Genomic DNA, 19,164 nt, shown 5'->3' on the forward strand with positions numbered 1-19,164 from the left:
ACCCTGCCACATAAATCCAGTAAAGACCGTACTTGCAGGAGGGTAGCTCTTTATTGGTTATTAATGTGATGTTTGCCAATTATGCGCAGCGCGCTCTATCTGTGATATTAAAAGTTACGTTAAGCATGAAGGGCATTATGCGTTAATGTCGCTTATATCCCTGCATGTATACTAATTTTATTCTTGCATTTTAATTAATGAAAAGAAGGAAAGCAGAGGAAGCGAATAATGATACCAGAACCAAATACTATAAGTTCAGCAATAGTTAACTCTACTCCTGTCGGCGTAAACCCAAATCTTGGCGAGATTGCAGCTACTATAGTGCAAGATCTATATGTCTGCACCAGCCCTGTTAATTCTACTTTGTCCAATACTTCGGCAAAGATAAATGATCTTGCAAAGAAATTTCAAGATACATTAATGACATATCAATCAGAAGACATTGGAATGGATTTTGATGTAGCCATAGCGTTACTACGAACATGGGTTTTTGTAGCGGAAAACTCTTGTAAAAATACATTCCCTAAATCTGGCATAACTCTTCGATTTGATGTTAACCCTAAGAGAAATAGATATGGTAATCGTGAGAGAATTCTACCTGTTAATGGAGTGGGCTATTACGAATATCAAGAACAAGGGGTAAGTGCATTCACTAAAAGAATGTTCATTTGTCCAAATAACCGCAACGATATCTGGATTACCGACCACGGAACTCATAATGGTGGATATACTGGACCCCAAACTACTCGTTTTATGAGAGGAGAGATTCCGAGCGTAGATGGAAGATATAGAGCAGTATGGTATAAGTGGAATCAAGGGGAGTGGTATAAATGGAGATTAACTCCCGGTGTTATACAACCAGGGAGCTTGGGAGACAAGGCAGCCTATGATCGTATGGATATTTTAGGAAGAAATTGTGATCTTGGGAGAAAGATTGTACAAATAGCATTGGCAAATCCGAATGAGCCATCGAAAAATATAATTAATTGGGCTCGACAATTGTAATCTACGGAAGCCAATACATTTTGAAAACTTCCCTTTTCTCAGAAAGCTGAAATATGAATTCCATTAAGTAGAGAGCCTGCAATTCTAATATTTCAGGCTCTCTACTAGTTAGCTAAAGTAAGGTTAAGTATAACTGCCAGTATTAGGATACCTTGTTTCTTATCAATCCTTATTAGTCGCTCTCCCCTATCTCTAAAGCATTACGTCGTCCCGCCCTCCACCTAATTACTTCAGCTAAGTGATTGCATAACCATCATGTAGGAAAATAAGTTGCTAATGCTTTCTTCTTTACCTTCCACCAGGTAGAATCACACTTTGGCCACCATATAAGTGAGCAATATTAAAACCTCATTTATTTAGTCTAGCCGTGGGAAGCCTTTCCTCTGAACTAGATATTAGCCGAAAGTCCACATCAACAAACATCTACTTTATGTATTGAGAAAAATGGAAAAAATTTATTTAATTGCCTCCATAGCCCTTGTGATGATTGTAAGTTATAAAACAAAAAACACTCACGCTCGGCTTGTAGTCGGAGCATTAATGGCAACTTATTACTTATCGTTTTTTCCATATATAGATATCTATGCGTCGTTAGCCGAGGAGTCTACTGCGTTTATTCAGGCTGTATTTTTTGTTCCATTTATTATTATCTGCCTGATATGTTTAACAAAGCGGGTCACAAATGCCAACTTCATACTGAGTGGTATTTGTATTCCAGTTTTCGTTTTATCTTACGCAATAACATCAGAGTTTGATGTTAAAATAAAAAACATGATTGCAATACAATCAGGCCTGTTCGATAAAGCACTGCCATTTCCCAAAAGCATAGAACAAGAAGGTGATAAAAAAGAGTTTTATTTCCCTGAAATGGGGGTGTCTTTAGTGGCTAGCATAAAATGGAACAAACAATATTTACAGTCACCATATTTCCCGTATATTAGCTATTCAGAAAATGAGAATGAAATTGCTGAGATAAGACCAAAGTGTTTCAGCCCACCTACCATTTCCATACCAGAATCAATAATAGACTTATCGCAAAGAAAAGAGATTATAGATATTGAGTGCTATACCAACAATGAAATTTATTCATGCCTGATACTGGAAAATAAAAGTTCACAGTATTTCCAAAAATGGCATTGGATAGCTATCAGCAAGTCTAACTCACGGTCAGCTCAAATTGATATTATACAGTATGAGGACGGTGCGTTTATTGAAAGGGAAATTAAAAGCTTGCTCTCATCTATAAAACTGGGGCAGCCGAATAGTGAAAGCTGCCCACTGATAGTTCCATCTGAATGGCTATAAAATATTACTCTGAAGAAGGCTCAATCAGGCTGCGCATTTCTTCACAACTCCAGCTTTCATAGCCAGTGCTATCCGCTGCCATTTTAAAGAGCATGTACCTTTGTCCTTCAACCGCTGAAGAAGTAGCCATCCATGCTTCATATGCATTATCGTCAGCAGTTAGCTTCTGATCCAGTTTCTTAGTGATATACGCCACTCTTTCCTCGTGGGATAAAGCATCCACGTCACCTTCTTTAGACAGCTCTTTAAATGATGAGCAAACTATATCAAAGTCATTTTCATCCACCTTTGAAAGAAAGGTGAATGCGGTTGCTGAGACCACGAAAAAAACAACAATCAACCCAATAAATTTAGCTTTCATTATTTAGCCTACAATCCCTATATAGTTACTAAAATTTTCGTACGGTGATATTCGATATAGCTAATCGTCCATTCGAATCCATTCTAAATGGATGCGCAGGACGTATAATTTGAACGGCTACTTTCGGTTTATAGTCATGAACAGGATTGTTATTTTTATCCACTATATAAACCCATAAACCATTAGGATGTTGCCAGCTAGTACCACCTAAGCTTGCGATAGTCATTGCGTTAATAAATGGGGGTTTTGATGCGTAGTGATAACAAATTTTTATCCCTTCGTTGTAAGGGGCTCCTTCAGCAGCTTTTACAGCTCTAAGCTTGATGTTCATGTCATCATCAACAACTGATTTAAAGATGCCAACTACTGTAGAAGCTACCGCCGCAGCCCCCCCGAAAAGACCCGTTGCGTATATCCCTAAGTCTCCCTTGTCTGGCATATTCTTATTTACAGCATAGTCTGTGGCCCATACTGCTGGAGTAATAAATTTGCCTATTGTGCTGTAACCACTTTTTTCTAAGCCCATAGACGCGATGGTTCCGCCTACGGATTTTATAGTTGAGTTGTGGTCAATAACTGCTTGCTGTACGCCGCTCATCATATCCTCTCAATTTGGTTTAAATAAGAATTTTGGTCTTAATAAACTCAACAAGAATGGCTACAACCTTCGCTATGTTTTCAGTTAGTTTTTTCTTTATCTCATGTAAGGCTAAAAAGCGAAACATTGTTACTTCTAAGCAAAGAAATAAGCCAAAGAAAAATGAAACCTGAAGATAGAAGTTGAGTTTCTTTTGAGGTGAAAAATCCCTATTTATAGATGTTGCTTCGAATGAAGATGTGGATAAATTGTAATCAACCACGAGAAAGAAATAAATCGGCCATATGGTATACGGAGCTTGTGCGTAGATAGTATGTATGCATTAGAAACACTTCCTTAAACTTTTATATTGCCGTAAAGCAATGCGGCCTTCACCGTAACCCCTGGCTACTGAGGTAGCCAGGAATCTGTATTCACGATAATTTTGCTAATAATTTCGAATATACGCTTCCAATCACTTCAACGGTAGTAAAGCAGTCCGCCACTGCCCGGTGGGCTCCATACACTTCTATGCCCATTTGCTTGGCAGCCTTGGCTAAGCTCTGCCTTCTATAGCCGCCTCGTTTTGCGTCGGGCTCTTTCCGATACCTTGAGTATGCATCCATGGCGCATTGCCAGTCTGCTTCTATCATCGGTAATCCGTATGCGGCGCAGGTCTGCATTAATAGCCGATTGTCAAAGCTCGCATTGTAGGCCACCACGGTTTTTCCGCTGATCACTCGCCTAAGCGCAAGGTATACATCGGGAAAGTTTGGCTTGCTCGCCAAGCTATCATTGGTTATGCCGTGAATGTCTGTGGCTTCGTCCGGCACCGGATTAAGCGGGCGCACCAGCTGATCAAACAGCACTTTCCCGCGCATATCCATGACGCTGATTTCTATCACTTCCGCCTGGTCGTCCAGGCCTGTGGTTTCCGTATCCAGCACCACCACTTGGGGGCTGTATATCCATCCTTTTAAGAGTTCCAATAATTCGTCATTCACTTTTACTTTGTCCTAATTAGCAGAGGGCGAACGGTTGCGGCCCTCTGCTTGTGCTTCCATTTAGTTAATTCATATCGTCAATATTAACTGGCGTAACGTCGTTGCTTTCACTTGTCGTCTGCGTTGCTCTTTTGTTCCTGTCTCTTAACCTGCGGTGGTACTCGCCGCCTTTCACTAGATGCTTTAGCCAGGCGATGACGTGGCCGTTGTGTTTCGGGTGTTTGCGTTCCATTGCCGGCGCTTTCCTCTGCACGTTTCACCACGTAGAATCACACTCGGGCTAACGTATGAGCGCCTAGCAGAGCCGATTTATCGGCCTTGTGTGGATTTGCTTCCAGGTAAATGCTTGTGCGGCTGACAGCGTCCCGGTCAAGTTCTGCTGTCAGTGCTCCTTTAAAGTCGTTCATATCAGCAACCCCTCTATAACCGACTCGTAATAGCTATCCAGTACGCCCCCGGCCAGATCACTTTGACTACATACGCCATGGCTGGCGACAAGTAATGTTCCCCACACAGGCTTTAACAGGCTGGCCATGGTCGCCAGTAAAATCTGGTCGCGGCGCTTGGCGTTAATCAAAGCTGCATTCAACGCCGCCGGGGATCTCAAACCGATTTGATCCAGACGCCTAACGCCCTTGTGGCCTTCTTTCACGGCTTGGATAGCGAAAGCATGCTCTCCCAGCATTTCGACGGCTTGGCTCCAGTAGAAGAAAAAAGCCGGGGTCGCCTGGGGGAGTTCGAACGGCGCTCTGTAGTGACGCTTGCCCAGCGTTTCGAGCACGGCGAGCCGGCCTTTTGTTTTCGCTTCATGCACCCAACAGCGCAGCGCCTGCCGCGAATTAAGGGTTTTCGACATGCCCGGCGCAATCGCCAGGCCGTTGCAGATCCCCGCCGCCCAGGTTTCCATTGGGCATAAGGGGGCCTCTAAAGTGGGCGCAATCGCCCCTTTATTCATCATGGTGTTATCTCCTTTACATTGATTCCGGGTCAGCCCCGGGCCTGAATCTCCCCCCGATAATTGGGTGGGGGGTGTCGGGATTTGGTAATTTAGGTAAGACGATCCCGAAAAAAGCACTTATCTTTATGTTTTTAAATGGTTTTTTAGTCGCTCCAAAAAAGTAAGAAAAAGGTAATATCAAGGTAAGACAAAAAGTAAGACCCTTGATTTATAACGTTTTTTCCATTTTTAAAAAGGTAATGGGGAAGTAATTTTTTAGAGTTTCAAAAGGTAAGAAACTTACCTCAAAATTACCTAAATATTACCTTTTTAGTAAGTTTGTAAGACATTGATTTAAAATAGAAAAAACTCGATTTTTAAACCCGTCTTACCAAAATTACCAAATCCCGACACCCCCCTGAAAAAACGGGCTTCCTCTGCCTAACGCGCACATAGGCGCACGTATTTACACGTTTACTTAGCGCTTAAATATCCAGCAATGAATCGTTTTATTGAGACTCCTGGAATAAACCTTCCCGGTTTCAATGAACTTGTAGCGCTGGCTGTTGGGCAGCAGTTTCTTTAAGGCCTTGAGGTCCAGTGACTTCTGGCCGTGAGTGCGACACACCTCGTCAAAATGGTTCAGGTTAACGGCGATGTTTCCTGTCCCTACGGCGTGGTTTAGAACTTCCACCAGGGCGCTGGATGCAAACGCGTTAGGGTCCGGCTGCGCGTTCAGATACTCAAAAGACTCCCAGAACTCCGCCACCGCCGGATGGTCGTCCGCCAAGCGCTCTTGGCGGCTGAGAGCACGTCCATACAGATAATCGCTTAAGCCACTGAAAGCGCTTTCATTAAGGGTTGGGAAGATATGCCGCAACGCTTTTGCAGCCGCCATTACCTGGGCATGGTTTTTCACCAAACGCAGCAGGCTGGTTTTAATTTCCCCGCGGCTGGTGAAGGCTTCCTCATAGCGATTAAACTCGTTGAAGAACGTGTTTAAGATCTGCGTTTCATTCTCCAGCGCCTTACGCAGAAAACCCGCCATCTGGTCGACGCTTTGTCGTTCAAACCACTGCGCCAGTTTTCGCGTGCCTGGCGAGTGGTGTTCGGTCGTACAGTGACAATGGACAATCCGTTGTAGCAGGGCTTCCGATCCGTCCACCTCGGCATTTTGCGCAAACACCAGGGAACCCAAAAAGAGCGGTTCTTCCGTGTCGTTGCCGCGCTTGGCGACGCCCAACGTCCCGACCGCGCGCCCGTTAAAGAAGGGTTTAAACTCGTCGAAATCAAACTGCTTCTTTTTCACGTCCGGCTCGTCGCCCCGGTCGGATTCGATCAACACCAGCGGCATATTAGAGCTTTGCGTGAATGCGCGCCGGCGTCCGGCGGCCGTCGCCTTCATGGCGTCGAATCCTTCGTAGTCGTCGCGCCCCATGAGCTTCCACAGAAACTCAATCAGCGTGGATTTACCGGCGCCAGGATCGCCCGTCAGTTCAAGAAAGGGGAAGCTCTTGTGCTTCGCCCGGATCTGCTGAACGAACAACGAGCCCAGCCAGAAGGCCAGCGCCGTTAAACCTTGCCAGGAAAAGGTCGTTATAAAGTTATCGATCCACTCCGGGTTAAACTCCCCAGGCTGAATCCGAAAGCCTTTAAAGCTGGTTTTGATGCCGCCCCGGTCCAGTTCAAAATACCCCTCCGCATTTAGTTCCAGTTCTTTGCCTTTGCAGAAAGCAAAGGTCTGGTAGACGTATGCCTGGCTGTCGGCGTGGTAACCCACATAAGGAATGGATTGAATCTCTTTGACCTTACGGTTTAACCACAGCTCATGCAGCATGGCCATGTCTTTAGAGCTACCGGAAAACGCGCCATAACCCTTGGTGATCATCGCCTTATGAAAGCTCGATGGCGTGTCGATGTTGCTCCCGTCAAATGGGATTAACGCATCCGCGTTATTGCTGCTGTACTGCACCCGAAACACATAAAACTTTTCGTCCAGGATGTCGTCCCGCTCCGCATAAAGCAGTTCCGGCACAAAGTTACTGATCGGGAACGCCGTACAGTGCTGGCTAAAGGAGTCATAGCCTTTACCTAGCGTCAATGCTGCGCCTTCCAGTGCTTCGGACAGCTTATGTAAGTCCACTGAAACCGAATACAGCCGGTTATCAAAGTCGATAACGAAGTGAGAATGGCTCTTCCACAAATAGTACGCGTACGCCTTCCACATCACGCTTTGCGCCGTGAACATTTTCCCCCGGTATTGCGCTTCCTGCAGGAACGTATCGTTGATCCTATCCAGGCGGTAAAGGTCGTCCCAGTCCTTGCTGGTCCCGGTTAGAGATATCTCGACTTTTTCACCCGCCATCTGGAGCTTGGTGTAATGAGACTTCATGCTCTTGCGGCCCGCTGCGTCGTCATCCAGCGCCAGCACCCAAGTGATTTTTTTCCCTAAGTAGGGTTTTATCGCCTCGCTTGGGTAATAGCCGGCGGCCAGGATCGCCACCGCCTTACGCTCAGAGAAGTGCAGCGCCAGGGCGTGAAAGATCCCCTCCACGATATAAACGCGATCACCTTGTTTAAGCTCCTGGGTCGGCGGCATCCACCATTTGCCCTTGACCGGGTCAACTAACACCCATCGCCCATTGACGTTATGGCGTTTGCCGCTGAAGTTGATGCGTTGTCCGTCGTCTTTCTGTTTGTCGATCAGCCGTTCCCAATAAAGGGTCCGGTCGCTGTTCAGATAGAAGCGGACGGTGTTGCACCACTCCTGAGACTTGGGCAGCTTATAGCTGCCTTGCTCATACCAGCCCACCATTTCACTAAGGGGGAAACGGCGATTGTGCGCCAGGTAGGCGTCCGCCGTGGCGTTCGGGTTTTCCTCCGTAGTGGGGAAGCGTTCGGAGTAGTTATTGAAAAGTTCCGGGTATATCTCCCGGGTTGTCTCGCTGTAACCGCAATGCTTCAAGCGGTTACAGCTGACGCGCCAGGGCTCTTTCATACTGACGAAAAGCTCTTTCTTTCCGCAGTTCGGGCATTTGCCCTGCTGTAGGTATTCCCCTACGCGCTTGAAAGCGAACTGGCCATCGCTGGCCAGCGCCTCCGCTATTTCTTTTCTGTTATCGAAATGTAGCATTACTTCGACTCTTACCTGCGCTTTCCATCTTCTTCCATGCACTCCAGCATAAGGAGCGCGACGTTAACCAATACCAAGCGGCCAATATATTTAACGGGTATATAACCACGTTCAATTTGGCCTCTTACTTGGTCCTCCCGAAGCCCTGAGCATTCCGCGAAGGCTTTTTTAGTCATTACAGGCGAGGTGATAGTTAGATTTTTTTCCATGAAATTACATCCTATGTGTTTGTATAAGCCACTATGTGACCATTCAGGGTCATTATTTACCCCTAAACGAATGCATGTCAACAATTTTTTGACCTGTTATAGGTAATTGTTACCCATTAAATATTTTTATATGACTTAGATTCAGACCTGCATGAGCGCCAGTTAATTTTCATTTACCTTTTCTGTTGCTTTTTTTACCCCTGAAAGTGTAAAAATGTGCCGGTGTGTGCGTACAAAATTGTCGTTAAAGGAAATTAGGATGAGACTTAAAGCAGGTGAGAGGCTTAAAGGGCTTCGTGAGTTGGCTGGCTTCACTCGACAAGAGTTTTCAAATATCACAAACATTGAACTTACGCGGCTAACGAACTTGGAAAAACTAAAGGCTCGCGTAGCAGAAGATGAATACGAGAAGCTCGGGCTTCTTTTCCCCGACATTATTCAATGGCTAGCGTTTGAGGGTGACATATCGCTAGAAGCCCTAAGAGTAAGTGAGAATAAGCTTTGCCGACTTCTCGCGGCCCGGTTTGAAGCGGGTCAGATTCCTGAAGGGTACTACTTCGAAGAAGTAATAAAACAGTGAAAGACTATAAATCGATCAGCTTTATAAAGGAATAGCACAATGGCAATTAAGAAGATTGCTTCAGGATGGCAAGTTGATATCCAACCAGAAGGTCGAGGCGGTAGAAGAATTAGAAAAACCTTTCCCACAAAGCGACAAGCCGAGCAATTCGATACAGAGCAAAAAGCAAAGGCAAATGCTGGCGAGTGGACTCCGCCTCTGAAGGATAAAAGGCGATTGGCCGATCTCATAAATACCTGGTACGAGCTTCACGGATACACATTGAAGGATTGCGATAATCGTTTGCGTGTACTGAACGGCCTGTGTTCTAGATTGGGCAATCCTATTGCCAAAAACTTTACTTCCGAAGATTGGTTAAAATACCGGAAGGAACGCCTCACGCAAAAGCTAGAGAGACGGGAAAAGTTAGTTGAGCCAAATACAATTAACCATGAACAAGCTTATCTATCAGCAGTGTTTGGACGCCTAATAAAACTCAAAAATTGGCCTTTTGATAACCCACTTAAAGGCGTATCAAAGCTCATCATTGATGAACCAGATTTAGTTTATCTAGAAAAAGACCAGATCAAATCCCTACTGGCTGCGTTGAGCGAATCTAAAAATACTGATGTCTTAGTAATCAGCAAAATATGTCTTTCTACAGGAGCACGCTGGGGAGAGGCAGAATCCCTAAGAGGAGAGCAAGTAAAGCAAGGCAAAATCCACTTTACAAAAACCAAGAATAGTAAGGTGCGAGCCGTTCCAATATCTGCTGAATTGGAAAGAGAGGTTTTGACAGGTCGCCCACGATTTGGCCGACTTTTTACAGGCTCATCACACCAAGCGTTCCAGCGTGCAATAGAGCGGGCTAGGATACAGCTCCCAGATGGACAAATGACGCATGTGCTGCGGCATACATTTGCAAGTCATTACATGATAAATGACGGAAATATTCTGAAGCTCAAAGACATCCTTGGGCATCAGACGTTAACGATGACACTGCGGTACGCAAAGCTTGCGCCGAGGCACTTGGCTGATGCTGTACATAAAAACCCACTAGCAACGCTATACTGTCAACAAAGTGTCAACCGAGACGTGGAAAATCACGTTTGAATGTGGAATCCTCACATACAAATCAATAGCTTATGGAAAAACGAGTAACAACAAGGACCATCAAGACGGTCTCATAATCAATAGGCCAGGGTGAAAAAAGTTTAAATGGGCCTGTAGCTCAGTTGGTTAGAGCACCCGACTCATAATCGGTAGGTCCTCGGTTCAAGTCCGAGCAGGCCCACCATTTAAACCTTTAAAATCAGTATGTTAGCGAAACATCCCGGTTTCTTCTGGGGTTCAAACAGACGTAACCCCGAGCCATTCCCACCGCACTACGCCCACCAAAGTACCGAACGCTAATTTTTCCGGGGTTACACTGGGGTTACATCCTCACATACCAGCCCTACGCACACCCCTTGCAGAACGATAGTCTTTACAGCCTCTACCTACCCGACAGGGTTTGCTGACAAAGCATGCCAAACCCATCCATTGAATCAGAAATAATACGCTTGACGATATATAAGCTGTGGAGTATATTTTTAAGAAAGTAAGGACAGCACATGACGTGGGAAATATTAGTCACAGATGAATATGAGGGCTGGTTTCTAAATCTAACTGACGCTGAACAAATTGACGTTCAAGCAATGGTTGACGTTCTGGAAATCAAAGGCCCTAACCTTGGCCGCCCTCAGGCAGATACGATAAAAGGCACAAAGAAGGTTAAAAACCTTAAGGAGCTGGTCATTCAGCACGCAGGAAAACCATATAGAGTTTTCTATGCCTTTGACCCCAAACGACGCGCTGTTCTTCTATGCGGTGGTCGAAAAGATGGATCGAAAGATAAACAGTTTTACAAACAGATGGTTCCGCTAGCTGAAGCAGAGTTTGCGGATCACTTAAAAAGCGAAGGCCTCAAGTAGGTCTGGGAGAAATGAAATGGCAAAGCCTTTAAGCGAACTGCGCAAGCAAATGAGCCCTGAAGTACAAGCAGCCGCACGAGCAAAAGCAGTTGGCATAGTTGCAGAAATGTCACTGGCAGAAACTCGTAAGCTGCGTGGTCGCAGTCAAGCAGTGGTGGCTCGCGCCTTGGGTATAGCCCAACCTAATGTTTCTCAAATTGAAAAACGCCCTGACACAATGATCAGCACACTGGCGTCTTATGTTGAAGCCTTAGGTGGAAAACTCGAAATCCATGCAAAATTTCCAGATGGGCAAGACGTGGAGATCACACAATTCAAACAAGCTTGATGACCAATTTCTACAGGGGGCTTCTGTGACATTTATCGAACCGTTCGACATAGAAAATAATCAAAACCTGAGAGCGCCTCAAAGAGAGGGCTGGCTCGCAATTCGCGATCACTATAACAATAACATTGGTGCCGAACGGTTTGTGGGAATTGTTCTCCCAGTAGGTTGTGGAAAATCAGGACTTATTTCTGTAACGCCTTATGCACTACAAGCTCAAAGAGTATTGGTCATTGCTCCAGGCACTCGAATCCGAGACCAGCTAGGCGCAGACATGAAGTCAAGTAGCGCTACGAACTTTTATGAAAGATGCTCGGTATTGCCTGGGAATGCCAATTACCCAGAAACAGTTGTCGTCGCAAGCGGAACAGTAAACCATGATGACATAGAGAACGCAGACATCGTGGTATCCAATATCCAGCAAATCGCTGGGGAAGAGAATCGGTGGCTTGATGAATATGAAAACGATTTTTTCGATCTAATTCTAGTCGATGAAGGTCATCACAATGCAGCGGCCTCATGGCAACAGGTTTTCAATCGCTTTCCTAATGCGCGTGTAATTAATTTCAGCGCAACTCCAACGAGATCAGACGGGCAACTAATGGAAGGCCACGTCATATATTCGTTTCCGGTAATCCGGGCTATACAGGCCGGGTATGTAAAGCGACTTTCCGCAAAGATGCTTCGTCCCTCAGAATTGACTTATATTGATCGTAGCAATGGCGAAGAGCGTACCATAGGACTGCAAGAAGTAATTGACCTTGGCCAGCAGGATGCCGAATTCCGGCGCGGTATAGTAATGTCAGAGCATACCTTGGCTTCGATAGTAGACTGCTCTATTGGTGAGTTAAGGCGACTAAGAGAGGAGACTGGTGAGCAACGCCTGAAAATTATTGCTTCAGCTCTAAATATAGACCACTGCATACAGATCACAGAATCCTTTAGAGCAAGAGGGTTAAGGGCGGGCTATGTACACTCACGAGAGGGAACAGATGCGAACCAAAGAGTTTTTCAGCAGTTAGAAAACCATGAACTTGATGTGATCGTCCAAGCCAGAATGCTAGGTGAAGGATTTGATCATAGATTTTTAGCTGTAGCGATGGTCGGCAGTATATTCGCCAATCTTTCTCCTTTTGTTCAATTTGTAGGGCGAATAATGCGAGTCGTTGAGCAAAACGACCCAGATAATCCGGTAAACCGTGGCGTAGTGGTATTCCATGCTGGAGCAAATGTGGCTCAACGCTGGAACGACTTCAGAGATTTTAGCTCGGCAGACCAAGCTTATTTTGCTGACCTCTTGCCAGAAGCTGACAACGTAGATTTCGATCCAAGTGGAACCGCGACAAGAGAGCCAACAGGGACAGGCGGCTTATCTCCAGTTGATATCGTATCTGAATCTGGAGTATCCGCAGCAGAAATGGATCCGATTGGAGATCCTGAGGTCGCAGCCCTTCTTCAACAACTTGTAGATAGAGGTATTACTCCAGACCAAGCTGCAGCAGGAATCCGGAGAATTCGTCCTACCAGACAAGATCAGCGTATCGCACGCCGTAGTGCCTTAAACGAAAGAATTCAAAATGAGACTGGTGGGCTACTAGGGAGATGTGGTGTGAATCCCGGCGGACGCAACCTAGACCCCCGACATCAAAGCACAAATTTTCAATGGGCTGTAACCGAGCTTAATCGCAGAGTTAATGCCAGCGTGGATCAAGCTGGCTCAAACCGTGAGAACTTTACTCTCACCCAGTTGGAAGCCGCTCATGAAGCCCTGAATGGACATGTAGCCTCTCTCGAAGAGGAACTACGCAATGGGTAGACCAAAATCACTTGTTAAAAATATTTATATTTCCGAAGCAAAGCGAGCCCACTCTTGTAAATCCAATGCAAAGCATAAGATACAAAAGGGAGACCAGAGACTTACGGTCAAAGAAGGGCAAAGCGAGCGGAATTACTGTATGGAATGCGGTAAACGGTTTATAGATTTAGCTATCGATGAACTAAGCAAGATTCGATCAGACAACTGGCAGGATTGACGCCATCAAACCAATATATATACCCCATTTTCTGGTGACCCAAGAAGAATATGACTCAGCCTCTGCTGAAGAGCGAAACCGTTACAACTATGTCGTGGTGCCAGATGAGCCAATCTCATTGCCTAACATCTGCTGCGCCATGAAAACTGAGCGGGAACATGCCGAAAACCGCACGAAAACCCGCCCACTTAATGAAAGGGAATGACGAAAACTGCATAAGTGCGGTTTCAGTCTTCAAAAATACGGGACAAATCCTCCAATTCATCTATTTTAGAGCTGAAAAACGCCTTGCTGCGGTTTTCGGCAATTTCTACCTGCCGCCTCTCTTGGTTCCGCTCTTCCGCCTGGCGCATTACCTGCCTCAGTTTGAAGCGCTCCAAGCCGTTGGCCAGGCACTCATTGTGAATTGTCTGAGGGCTGTGCAATGCAGACCTCAACGTGTCCAGGATCGTTCCATCTTGGTTAGACACCATCAGCCACCTCCTCACCTAGGTATTCTTGCTTAATAAGCGCCAATTGCTGGTCATTAAGCTTTCCTGCCTCACAGGCGGAGTTAACCAGGCTTTCAAGCTCATCAACGGTCAACATGCTGGTCACTACGCTGGCCAGGGCTGCCGGGGCGAGCGCACGACTGCTGAACACTTCGGCTTCGCCCTTATCCTCGCCGTTTTCAAAATAGGCCGTTTCACACATAAGAGCATAGGGGATCTCTCCCAGCCCTTCAGCAACAACACGCACAGAAAATATCTCTCCCTGGGTGTCTCCCCATTCATCGCTATCAGACTTAAACGTAACCATCGACATACGACAATCTCTAGCAGCCTGATTGAAGTCATCATCGTTTAATCCACTGTTATAGATCGTTACCTGAAGTTTGCAATTTAGCCGACTCTGGAGAGAGGCAACTTGATCCTTTACCAGTTCAATTTTTGATTTACTCATTAGGTTTTCTCCTGATTTATTACATTTTCGGGCTACGTGAGGAGCTGGAGTTTGTGTTGTCCGTTGTATTGGCTGCGCCGTTGTTTTTCTCGAACTTGTTCTGATATTTTTGATCTTGCTGGAAGCGGTTTTGAGCGGCTTCTGCCGCTGATTTTTGATCCGCCGCCAACCCTTGGGCAGGCGCTTGGCCATATTTCGCCAGCTCTTCTTTCGTAGGCTTATAGCCCTCGACCTGAATTCCCATTGTCTGCCCCTGAATCCACACGGCACGGCGGTATTCTTCGGAGCCGAATGCACGAATTTCCTTCCACTCTCTGTCCTGTACTTTCTGCTGAGCCAGTTCCAACTCGGCCGCCAGAGCCCATGAATTTATAGTCTGGCTGTGAATCGCCTTTCCAGAGTCACGGAAAGCCTCCGCGCCCTCATTTTTCCCTTTCGTCCAGCGGTATACGCCTTGAGTATCAGCCTGAAACATGCTGATCACGCTGCCCCGGTTAGGGTCGATCTGCGCAGGTTTCCAACGCTCCTCATTAGCCTGTTCTGCGATTTGTTTTTGCTGTGTATCCATACGCTTTTTAGCCTGCTGGTAAGCTTCGTCCGCTGCCTCCTGTGTAGCGGCAAGGCCGCCAAAACCGGCTGCTGGATTTTGAGATGCCTGAGCATCGTTTTTTTCAATGGTTTGTTGTTGGTTTTGCATACGTGCAATCCTCGCGGTTTGAATATCAATAATGTTGTTTTGAGCCTTGATTGCTTCATTTAGCTTCCAGCGAGAGGCTCGCTCGTGGTAGCCCATCCTGGCCAGTTGCATGTTCAACGGGCCAACGTGGATTTCAGGAATTTTGTCTGTGATTCCCTGCTCCTGTAGGGATAGGTGAGAGATGCGCTCTTCGAGACCGGCAGCCTCTAATTCGGAGTTCACAATGGAACTCCACTTTTCCCTGATCGCATCTATTTGTTGTCGCCCTGTTGGTAATCCATTTTTTCGGAGTTTGGCGTCGCTCCATTCCAGGAAAGTTTTCAGCTTTCCCAGTTCTCCAGCCGCGTCCATTGGACGAGTAGTCATCAGTAAATGGGCGTGCAAATTTCGGTTATCTCCACCTCGACCTGGCGCATGCACGCAAACGTCAATAGCGACCTGGTATTGAGCAATAAGCGCTTGAGAAAATTGCTCAATAATTCGGTGATGCGCATCTCTTCGAAGCTCATGCGGAAGGGCGAGAATCCACTCTCTGGCTACCCTGGAATCTGAGCGTTTCTCTGACATTTCTGCCAGATTCCATAATTCTGTTCGGGATAGTCCCGCACTGTTAAAAACGAACTTATCCAGCACACCCTTTTTGCGTTCGTAGTCATTAATAATTCCGGTTCTTTCATCCATGATTTTTTCCGCTGCCGCAGCCGTTGCGCTTCGCCCTTTTGAACGAGCAATGAGCGATGTTTGGCAATAAAAAATGGCCATGAAAAGAACCTCGGTTTTCTCTTTTTCGCGCAGCGAAAAACGCATGACTTGGAACAAGTCGTATATGCGCCCTTCATCGCCAGGGGGGCTTGCTCAGTGCCAACTTTAAAGTCCGTGCAATGCTCGCTCCCGCTCGCCCAACGCGCCGTTAAACTGCACGTATAACTTATTGATTTTTAAGTACTTTTTTGTTTACCAGAAAACTATCAAGCATTAATCTGAATGGGAAGAAAATTTGTTCATTTAGTGGAGGTTGTAAATGTCTTTGAAACCCAAACAGCGGCGCCTTTTGGAAGAGGAAGCCCAACGTAACCCTGGAGGGCCAGCAGCCCAGATTCTCAAGAACCTTGCTCAGGAAGAAGCGAAGGCAATTGACCTAATGCGACAAGCCAGCGAACAAGCAAAAAAAGATATGACCCGACAGAAAATTCTGATCGGTGTAGCCGTTCTCTCAGAGTGCGAGAAAAACCCCACGTTTAGAGAACGTTTTGAAAAAGTTTTATCCAGGCATTTAACCGCGACACGAGACAAAGAAATCATGAGCCGATTTGGCTGGGAGATGGAAAATGAAAACACTGAAAATAATATTGATTCTGCTCCCGCTACTGCTGAGTAGTTCGGGGGCTTTTGCGTCAATTACGGACGTTGATCCTGCTGATAAAAGTCTTGAGTATTTGAGGTACATTTTTGGTTCAACTGTTGATGTCATAACAGGTGGAACCGGGCCAGCCAATCCTGATTCTGTTCTGGGTGCGATGTCACAAATTCTCAACACGGGAATGCTCGTTTTTACCGGCCTTATTATCGGCTATGTGTTTCTGACTGGAGTGCTGAATTCGGCTCACGAAGGCAATCCATTAGGCAGAATGTATTCAACCATGTGGGTGCCTTTGAGAATGGTTGTAGCACTGGCTTTAGTTTTGCCATTTAGTGGTGGTTATTCGACTATGCAGATCGGTGTTATGTGGTTAGCGGGGCATGGTATCGGGCTCGTCAATTCAACCTGGAATGCAGCGCTGGATCACATCACAAGCACCGGTACTCTATACCCACCACAGATCACCGTCGATTATGAAAATACCGCTATGAGAATTCTCGAATCGAGGGTGTGCATGCACGGTATTAACACGGCGGACAGACACATAAACGTGGAAGAAAAACCGGTCGAAATTGTTGATGATGATCAGGTGGTATCAATCCGCTCCTCCGGGACAACAGAAGCCCCGCTTGTGCCTGTTCAGCATCGAGTAATGCAGCGCTATGATTCGGTGTATGGATTGGCCGGAGCGGGTATTGCTTACGGCGCTGCCTGGCTTAGCGGTTTCCCAAATGGCATTCCCAGATCTTACGGCTCAAACCCGTGTGGATCGATCACCTTAGAGTTTGCAGAAATAGACGAAGGCACGGCGATAGATATACCCGTTCGGAGTTACCAAAATAAGGTGATTGCGGCACATGCACAGCTTGATGAGGATCTTGATTCTCTGGCTCGTGAAATTGTTCTGAGTACTGTGGATGAAACCGCCCCCGCACCGGATCAAGCAGCCTACAATCTGGCCGTTAATAATTTTAAAACGGAATACCAAAAGGCCATCTCAGATGCTTTGAGTGAGATTGCCAGCGCTCGCGTTAGCAAGTGGGCAGGAGGCAACCCGGACGCTGCTGGGATGACGGTAGGGGCTCGTGATGCCGGATGGATCTCAGTGGGTGCCTGGTACTGGGATTTGCAGCGAGTTAATGCAGAAACCCAGAAAATGGTTTCAGTTAAAGCTGAACTCGTGGGGCCGACAGAGGCAGCGCTGGAACATGACGACTACCAGTCGTTCATGGACGGCCTTGCAGCATATTCCCAGAATATGCTGGTCACAGATCCAGCCACAGGCACACCGGTAAATGCGATGGAACGCAGCACCTATGCTGACGACAACGCCACTTTAGGTTTTGTAATGGGTCGCGTTGAATCCGTTATCAATTTTGCGTTATCCGAACCTGATCCGGTAGCGGGGCTGGCCAACGTAGGGCATGTGATCATTGGGACGTTTGAAACTGCACTAACCGCTGCATTCGTCTCGGATCTGGCGGCCTGCGTTGCTGACGACACCAGTGAGGCGGTAGGCGGTCTGATTGGTGGTGCAGCCCGGCCCGTCACCAGTACGCTATGCCGGATGACAAACAAAGCTTTGTGGTCATTAGTTGGCGCTGGCCTGCTGCTGATCCCTATTGCGTTAATGCTTGCCTTTTATCTGCCTGCCACACCTATGATTCTTTGGATTATGGGAGTAGCCGGTTGGTTCGTGATGCTCATCGAGGCCGTGATAGCAGCTCCTATATGGGCTGTAAGCCATGCCATGCCGGAAGGTTCCGGGTTCATCGGGGAGCGGGCGAAAGCCGGTTACATGGTCGCGCTGAGTGTGTTCCTTCGACCGGCGCTGGCCATATTCGGCTTTTTCGCATCGATGCTCCTGGTTATCGTCATGCTGAAAGTGGTCATGCTCATATTTTTGCCTGCCATGAGTGGCATGATCGGCGACTCAATCAGCGGCGTGGTAACAGCAGTCGCAATGCTGGGTATTTTCACCGTACTGATAATCCAAATCGCTCATCGAGCGTTTGGATTGATACATGAAGTGCCGGACAAGGTGCTGCGCTACATCGGCGGGGGATCTGAAAACCTCGGGGAAGCGAGCCAGGAGCAGCAGAGCCGCTCCGTATTCGTTGGCGGCGCTGCTAAGGTTGTTGGTGGAGCTGGTCATACTATGCGGGATAAAACGCGCGGAGGCGCTCAGAGTATGGCTGACGCGGCAGGCAGTGGGCTAAAAAATGCTGCCGGTGCAGCCAAAACAGGCATGAGTAAAATCTCCAAAATGCTCAGCCCAAAATAGGACTACAGCCTAAACCAGCCAGCAAAAGCCAGGAAGTCCAGTGCTTCCGCCAGTGGTTCCAGCACGGATGCCGGAACCATTGTATTGATCCAGTAAGCAACAACTCCACTGCTGAAAATCGCTGGATGCCCCATGATTCCCACCAGGTTAGTAATGATCAGAACTGCGATAGCAATATTCCAGGGCAGGTATATCCCTGTCCATGAGTGAATCCTGCGACGAATCGGTGGAACAAGGCAGCCGACTAAAACCACAATACACAACAGCCACAATACACCACAGCTTACCCCGAGTGCGATTGACTCCCAGGTCTGTCTGCCCCAATCATCGGCGGCCAGACGCTCAGTCCATTTAGCCAGCTCCCGCTGGCTCATCAAAAAGTCACTCATGAGGCGACATTCCTCTCTATATTTTTATGGCAGTTTGCTTCAACGTACCGCTATATAGATACCTGTCAAAT

20 protein-coding genes and 1 tRNA gene are annotated in these 19,164 nt (G+C 46.8%); 10 read left to right on the plus strand and 11 right to left on the minus strand.

The annotated features are described in order from the left end of the window. Positions 1 to 228: 228 nt before the first annotated feature. Both EUZ85_RS29895 and EUZ85_RS29900 read left to right on the plus strand, forming a co-directional pair. Complete coding sequence (locus EUZ85_RS29895; RefSeq protein ID WP_127973735.1) at positions 229 to 1,005, plus strand: hypothetical protein; 777 nt, start codon at positions 229 to 231, stop codon at positions 1,003 to 1,005. A gap of 444 nt (positions 1,006 to 1,449) precedes the next feature. Then, a complete protein-coding gene (locus EUZ85_RS29900) occupies positions 1,450 to 2,310 on the plus strand; it encodes a hypothetical protein (RefSeq protein WP_127973736.1) in 861 nt (286 codons plus the stop codon). Between the two features lie 4 nt (positions 2,311 to 2,314). Here the strand turns inward: EUZ85_RS29900 and EUZ85_RS29905 are convergent, their stop codons facing one another. The 7 genes from EUZ85_RS29905 to EUZ85_RS29935 form a co-directional block, all read right to left on the minus strand. Next, positions 2,315 to 2,671, minus strand: coding sequence for a hypothetical protein (locus EUZ85_RS29905; protein WP_127973737.1), 357 nt, complete (start codon positions 2,669 to 2,671; stop codon positions 2,315 to 2,317). 28 nt (positions 2,672 to 2,699) lie between these two features. Continuing rightward, positions 2,700 to 3,272, minus strand: coding sequence for a hypothetical protein (locus tag EUZ85_RS29910; RefSeq protein ID WP_127973738.1), 573 nt, complete (start codon positions 3,270 to 3,272; stop codon positions 2,700 to 2,702). Positions 3,273 to 3,682: 410 nt separating this feature from the next. Further along, a complete protein-coding gene (locus tag EUZ85_RS29915) occupies positions 3,683 to 4,252 on the minus strand; it encodes a 3'-5' exonuclease (protein ID WP_127973739.1) in 570 nt (189 codons plus the stop codon). Between the two features lie 64 nt (positions 4,253 to 4,316). Then, positions 4,317 to 4,484 (minus strand): hypothetical protein, encoded by a 168-nt coding sequence (locus tag EUZ85_RS29920; RefSeq protein WP_241566896.1) that lies wholly within the window; start codon positions 4,482 to 4,484, stop codon positions 4,317 to 4,319. Between the two features lie 171 nt (positions 4,485 to 4,655). Then, positions 4,656 to 5,210 carry a hypothetical protein gene (locus tag EUZ85_RS29925; RefSeq protein WP_127973741.1) on the minus strand — a complete coding sequence of 185 codons (555 nt, stop codon included), beginning with the start codon at positions 5,208 to 5,210 and terminating at the stop codon, positions 4,656 to 4,658. A gap of 457 nt (positions 5,211 to 5,667) precedes the next feature. Further along, the gene (locus EUZ85_RS29930) at positions 5,668 to 8,322 is read right to left on the minus strand and encodes a toprim domain-containing protein (protein ID WP_127973742.1); all 2,655 of its coding nucleotides are present in this window, start codon (positions 8,320 to 8,322) and stop codon (positions 5,668 to 5,670) included. An 11-nt stretch (positions 8,323 to 8,333) separates the two neighbouring features. Beyond that, on the minus strand, positions 8,334 to 8,531 hold the full coding sequence (locus EUZ85_RS29935; protein ID WP_127973743.1) for a DNA-binding protein: 198 nt from the start codon (positions 8,529 to 8,531) through the stop codon (positions 8,334 to 8,336). A gap of 259 nt (positions 8,532 to 8,790) precedes the next feature. Between EUZ85_RS29935 and EUZ85_RS29940 the strand changes: the two genes are divergently transcribed. The 6 genes from EUZ85_RS29940 (at position 8,791) to EUZ85_RS29965 (ending at position 13,204) form a co-directional block, all read left to right on the plus strand. Further along, entirely contained in the window at positions 8,791 to 9,111 is a 321-nt protein-coding gene (locus EUZ85_RS29940; protein ID WP_127973744.1) for an XRE family transcriptional regulator, read from the plus strand. A gap of 39 nt (positions 9,112 to 9,150) precedes the next feature. Next, positions 9,151 to 10,203, plus strand: a complete 1,053-nt coding sequence (locus EUZ85_RS29945) for a tyrosine-type recombinase/integrase (protein ID WP_127973745.1) — start codon at positions 9,151 to 9,153, stop codon at positions 10,201 to 10,203. Between the two features lie 107 nt (positions 10,204 to 10,310). Beyond that, positions 10,311 to 10,387: transfer RNA gene (locus EUZ85_RS29950), tRNA-Ile, on the plus strand. Between the two features lie 316 nt (positions 10,388 to 10,703). Further along, on the plus strand, positions 10,704 to 11,063 hold the full coding sequence (locus tag EUZ85_RS29955) for a type II toxin-antitoxin system RelE/ParE family toxin (RefSeq protein ID WP_127973746.1): 360 nt from the start codon (positions 10,704 to 10,706) through the stop codon (positions 11,061 to 11,063). A 16-nt stretch (positions 11,064 to 11,079) separates the two neighbouring features. Further along, positions 11,080 to 11,391, plus strand: coding sequence for an XRE family transcriptional regulator (locus EUZ85_RS29960; RefSeq protein ID WP_127973747.1), 312 nt, complete (start codon positions 11,080 to 11,082; stop codon positions 11,389 to 11,391). Positions 11,392 to 11,416: 25 nt separating this feature from the next. Further along, positions 11,417 to 13,204, plus strand: coding sequence for a DEAD/DEAH box helicase (locus tag EUZ85_RS29965; protein WP_164887395.1), 1,788 nt, complete (start codon positions 11,417 to 11,419; stop codon positions 13,202 to 13,204). Positions 13,205 to 13,648: 444 nt separating this feature from the next. On the opposite strand, the gene EUZ85_RS29970 is transcribed toward EUZ85_RS29965, so the two are convergent. The 3 genes from EUZ85_RS29970 to EUZ85_RS29980 are packed head-to-tail and all read right to left on the minus strand — an operon-like array spanning position 13,649 to position 15,867. After that, positions 13,649 to 13,894: a hypothetical protein gene (locus EUZ85_RS29970; RefSeq protein WP_127973749.1), complete on the minus strand. Its 246-nt coding sequence runs from the start codon at positions 13,892 to 13,894 to the stop codon at positions 13,649 to 13,651. Beyond that, positions 13,884 to 14,363: a hypothetical protein gene (locus EUZ85_RS29975; RefSeq protein ID WP_127973750.1), complete on the minus strand. Its 480-nt coding sequence runs from the start codon at positions 14,361 to 14,363 to the stop codon at positions 13,884 to 13,886. Before EUZ85_RS29975 ends, EUZ85_RS29970 begins: the two co-directional genes overlap by 11 nt. Before the next feature lie 19 nt (positions 14,364 to 14,382). Then, complete coding sequence (locus EUZ85_RS29980) at positions 14,383 to 15,867, minus strand: MobA/MobL family protein (protein ID WP_127974618.1); 1,485 nt, start codon at positions 15,865 to 15,867, stop codon at positions 14,383 to 14,385. 214 nt (positions 15,868 to 16,081) lie between these two features. Between EUZ85_RS29980 and EUZ85_RS29985 the strand changes: the two genes are divergently transcribed. Together EUZ85_RS29985 and EUZ85_RS29990 are read left to right on the plus strand one after the other, a co-directional pair. Further along, positions 16,082 to 16,438: a hypothetical protein gene (locus tag EUZ85_RS29985; protein ID WP_044618812.1), complete on the plus strand. Its 357-nt coding sequence runs from the start codon at positions 16,082 to 16,084 to the stop codon at positions 16,436 to 16,438. Then, positions 16,389 to 18,704 carry a DotA/TraY family protein gene (locus EUZ85_RS29990; RefSeq protein WP_127973751.1) on the plus strand — a complete coding sequence of 772 codons (2,316 nt, stop codon included), beginning with the start codon at positions 16,389 to 16,391 and terminating at the stop codon, positions 18,702 to 18,704. Before EUZ85_RS29985 ends, EUZ85_RS29990 begins: the two co-directional genes overlap by 50 nt. A 2-nt stretch (positions 18,705 to 18,706) precedes the next feature. Here the strand turns inward: EUZ85_RS29990 and EUZ85_RS29995 are convergent, their stop codons facing one another. Continuing rightward, complete coding sequence (locus tag EUZ85_RS29995; protein WP_127973752.1) at positions 18,707 to 19,093, minus strand: hypothetical protein; 387 nt, start codon at positions 19,091 to 19,093, stop codon at positions 18,707 to 18,709. Positions 19,094 to 19,164: the final 71 nt, after the last annotated feature.

The organism is Hahella sp. KA22 (genome assembly GCF_004135205.1).
In the GTDB taxonomy this organism is placed as follows: domain Bacteria; phylum Pseudomonadota; class Gammaproteobacteria; order Pseudomonadales; family Oleiphilaceae; genus Hahella.

What these genes read in the sequence shown, in the direction of transcription:
- EUZ85_RS29995 (WP_127973752.1), bottom strand. Translation starts at nt 19,093, where the DNA reads ATGAGTGACTTTTTGATGAGCCAGCGGGAGCTGGCTAAATGGACTGAG.
- EUZ85_RS29935 (WP_127973743.1), bottom strand. Translation starts at nt 8,531, where the DNA reads ATGGAAAAAAATCTAACTATCACCTCGCCTGTAATGACTAAAAAAGCC.
- EUZ85_RS29985 (WP_044618812.1), top strand. Translation starts at nt 16,082, where the DNA reads ATGTCTTTGAAACCCAAACAGCGGCGCCTTTTGGAAGAGGAAGCCCAA.
- EUZ85_RS29910 (WP_127973738.1), bottom strand. Translation starts at nt 3,272, where the DNA reads ATGATGAGCGGCGTACAGCAAGCAGTTATTGACCACAACTCAACTATA.
- EUZ85_RS29970 (WP_127973749.1), bottom strand. Translation starts at nt 13,894, where the DNA reads ATGGTGTCTAACCAAGATGGAACGATCCTGGACACGTTGAGGTCTGCA.
- EUZ85_RS29980 (WP_127974618.1), bottom strand. Translation starts at nt 15,867, where the DNA reads ATGCGTTTTTCGCTGCGCGAAAAAGAGAAAACCGAGGTTCTTTTCATG.
- EUZ85_RS29920 (WP_241566896.1), bottom strand. Translation starts at nt 4,484, where the DNA reads ATGGAACGCAAACACCCGAAACACAACGGCCACGTCATCGCCTGGCTA.
- EUZ85_RS29990 (WP_127973751.1), top strand. Translation starts at nt 16,389, where the DNA reads ATGAAAACACTGAAAATAATATTGATTCTGCTCCCGCTACTGCTGAGT.
- EUZ85_RS29925 (WP_127973741.1), bottom strand. Translation starts at nt 5,210, where the DNA reads ATGATGAATAAAGGGGCGATTGCGCCCACTTTAGAGGCCCCCTTATGC.
- EUZ85_RS29975 (WP_127973750.1), bottom strand. Translation starts at nt 14,363, where the DNA reads ATGAGTAAATCAAAAATTGAACTGGTAAAGGATCAAGTTGCCTCTCTC.
- EUZ85_RS29900 (WP_127973736.1), top strand. Translation starts at nt 1,450, where the DNA reads ATGGAAAAAATTTATTTAATTGCCTCCATAGCCCTTGTGATGATTGTA.
- EUZ85_RS29895 (WP_127973735.1), top strand. Translation starts at nt 229, where the DNA reads ATGATACCAGAACCAAATACTATAAGTTCAGCAATAGTTAACTCTACT.
- EUZ85_RS29960 (WP_127973747.1), top strand. Translation starts at nt 11,080, where the DNA reads ATGGCAAAGCCTTTAAGCGAACTGCGCAAGCAAATGAGCCCTGAAGTA.
- EUZ85_RS29930 (WP_127973742.1), bottom strand. Translation starts at nt 8,322, where the DNA reads ATGCTACATTTCGATAACAGAAAAGAAATAGCGGAGGCGCTGGCCAGC.
- EUZ85_RS29945 (WP_127973745.1), top strand. Translation starts at nt 9,151, where the DNA reads ATGGCAATTAAGAAGATTGCTTCAGGATGGCAAGTTGATATCCAACCA.
- EUZ85_RS29955 (WP_127973746.1), top strand. Translation starts at nt 10,704, where the DNA reads ATGACGTGGGAAATATTAGTCACAGATGAATATGAGGGCTGGTTTCTA.
- EUZ85_RS29905 (WP_127973737.1), bottom strand. Translation starts at nt 2,671, where the DNA reads ATGAAAGCTAAATTTATTGGGTTGATTGTTGTTTTTTTCGTGGTCTCA.
- EUZ85_RS29940 (WP_127973744.1), top strand. Translation starts at nt 8,791, where the DNA reads ATGAGACTTAAAGCAGGTGAGAGGCTTAAAGGGCTTCGTGAGTTGGCT.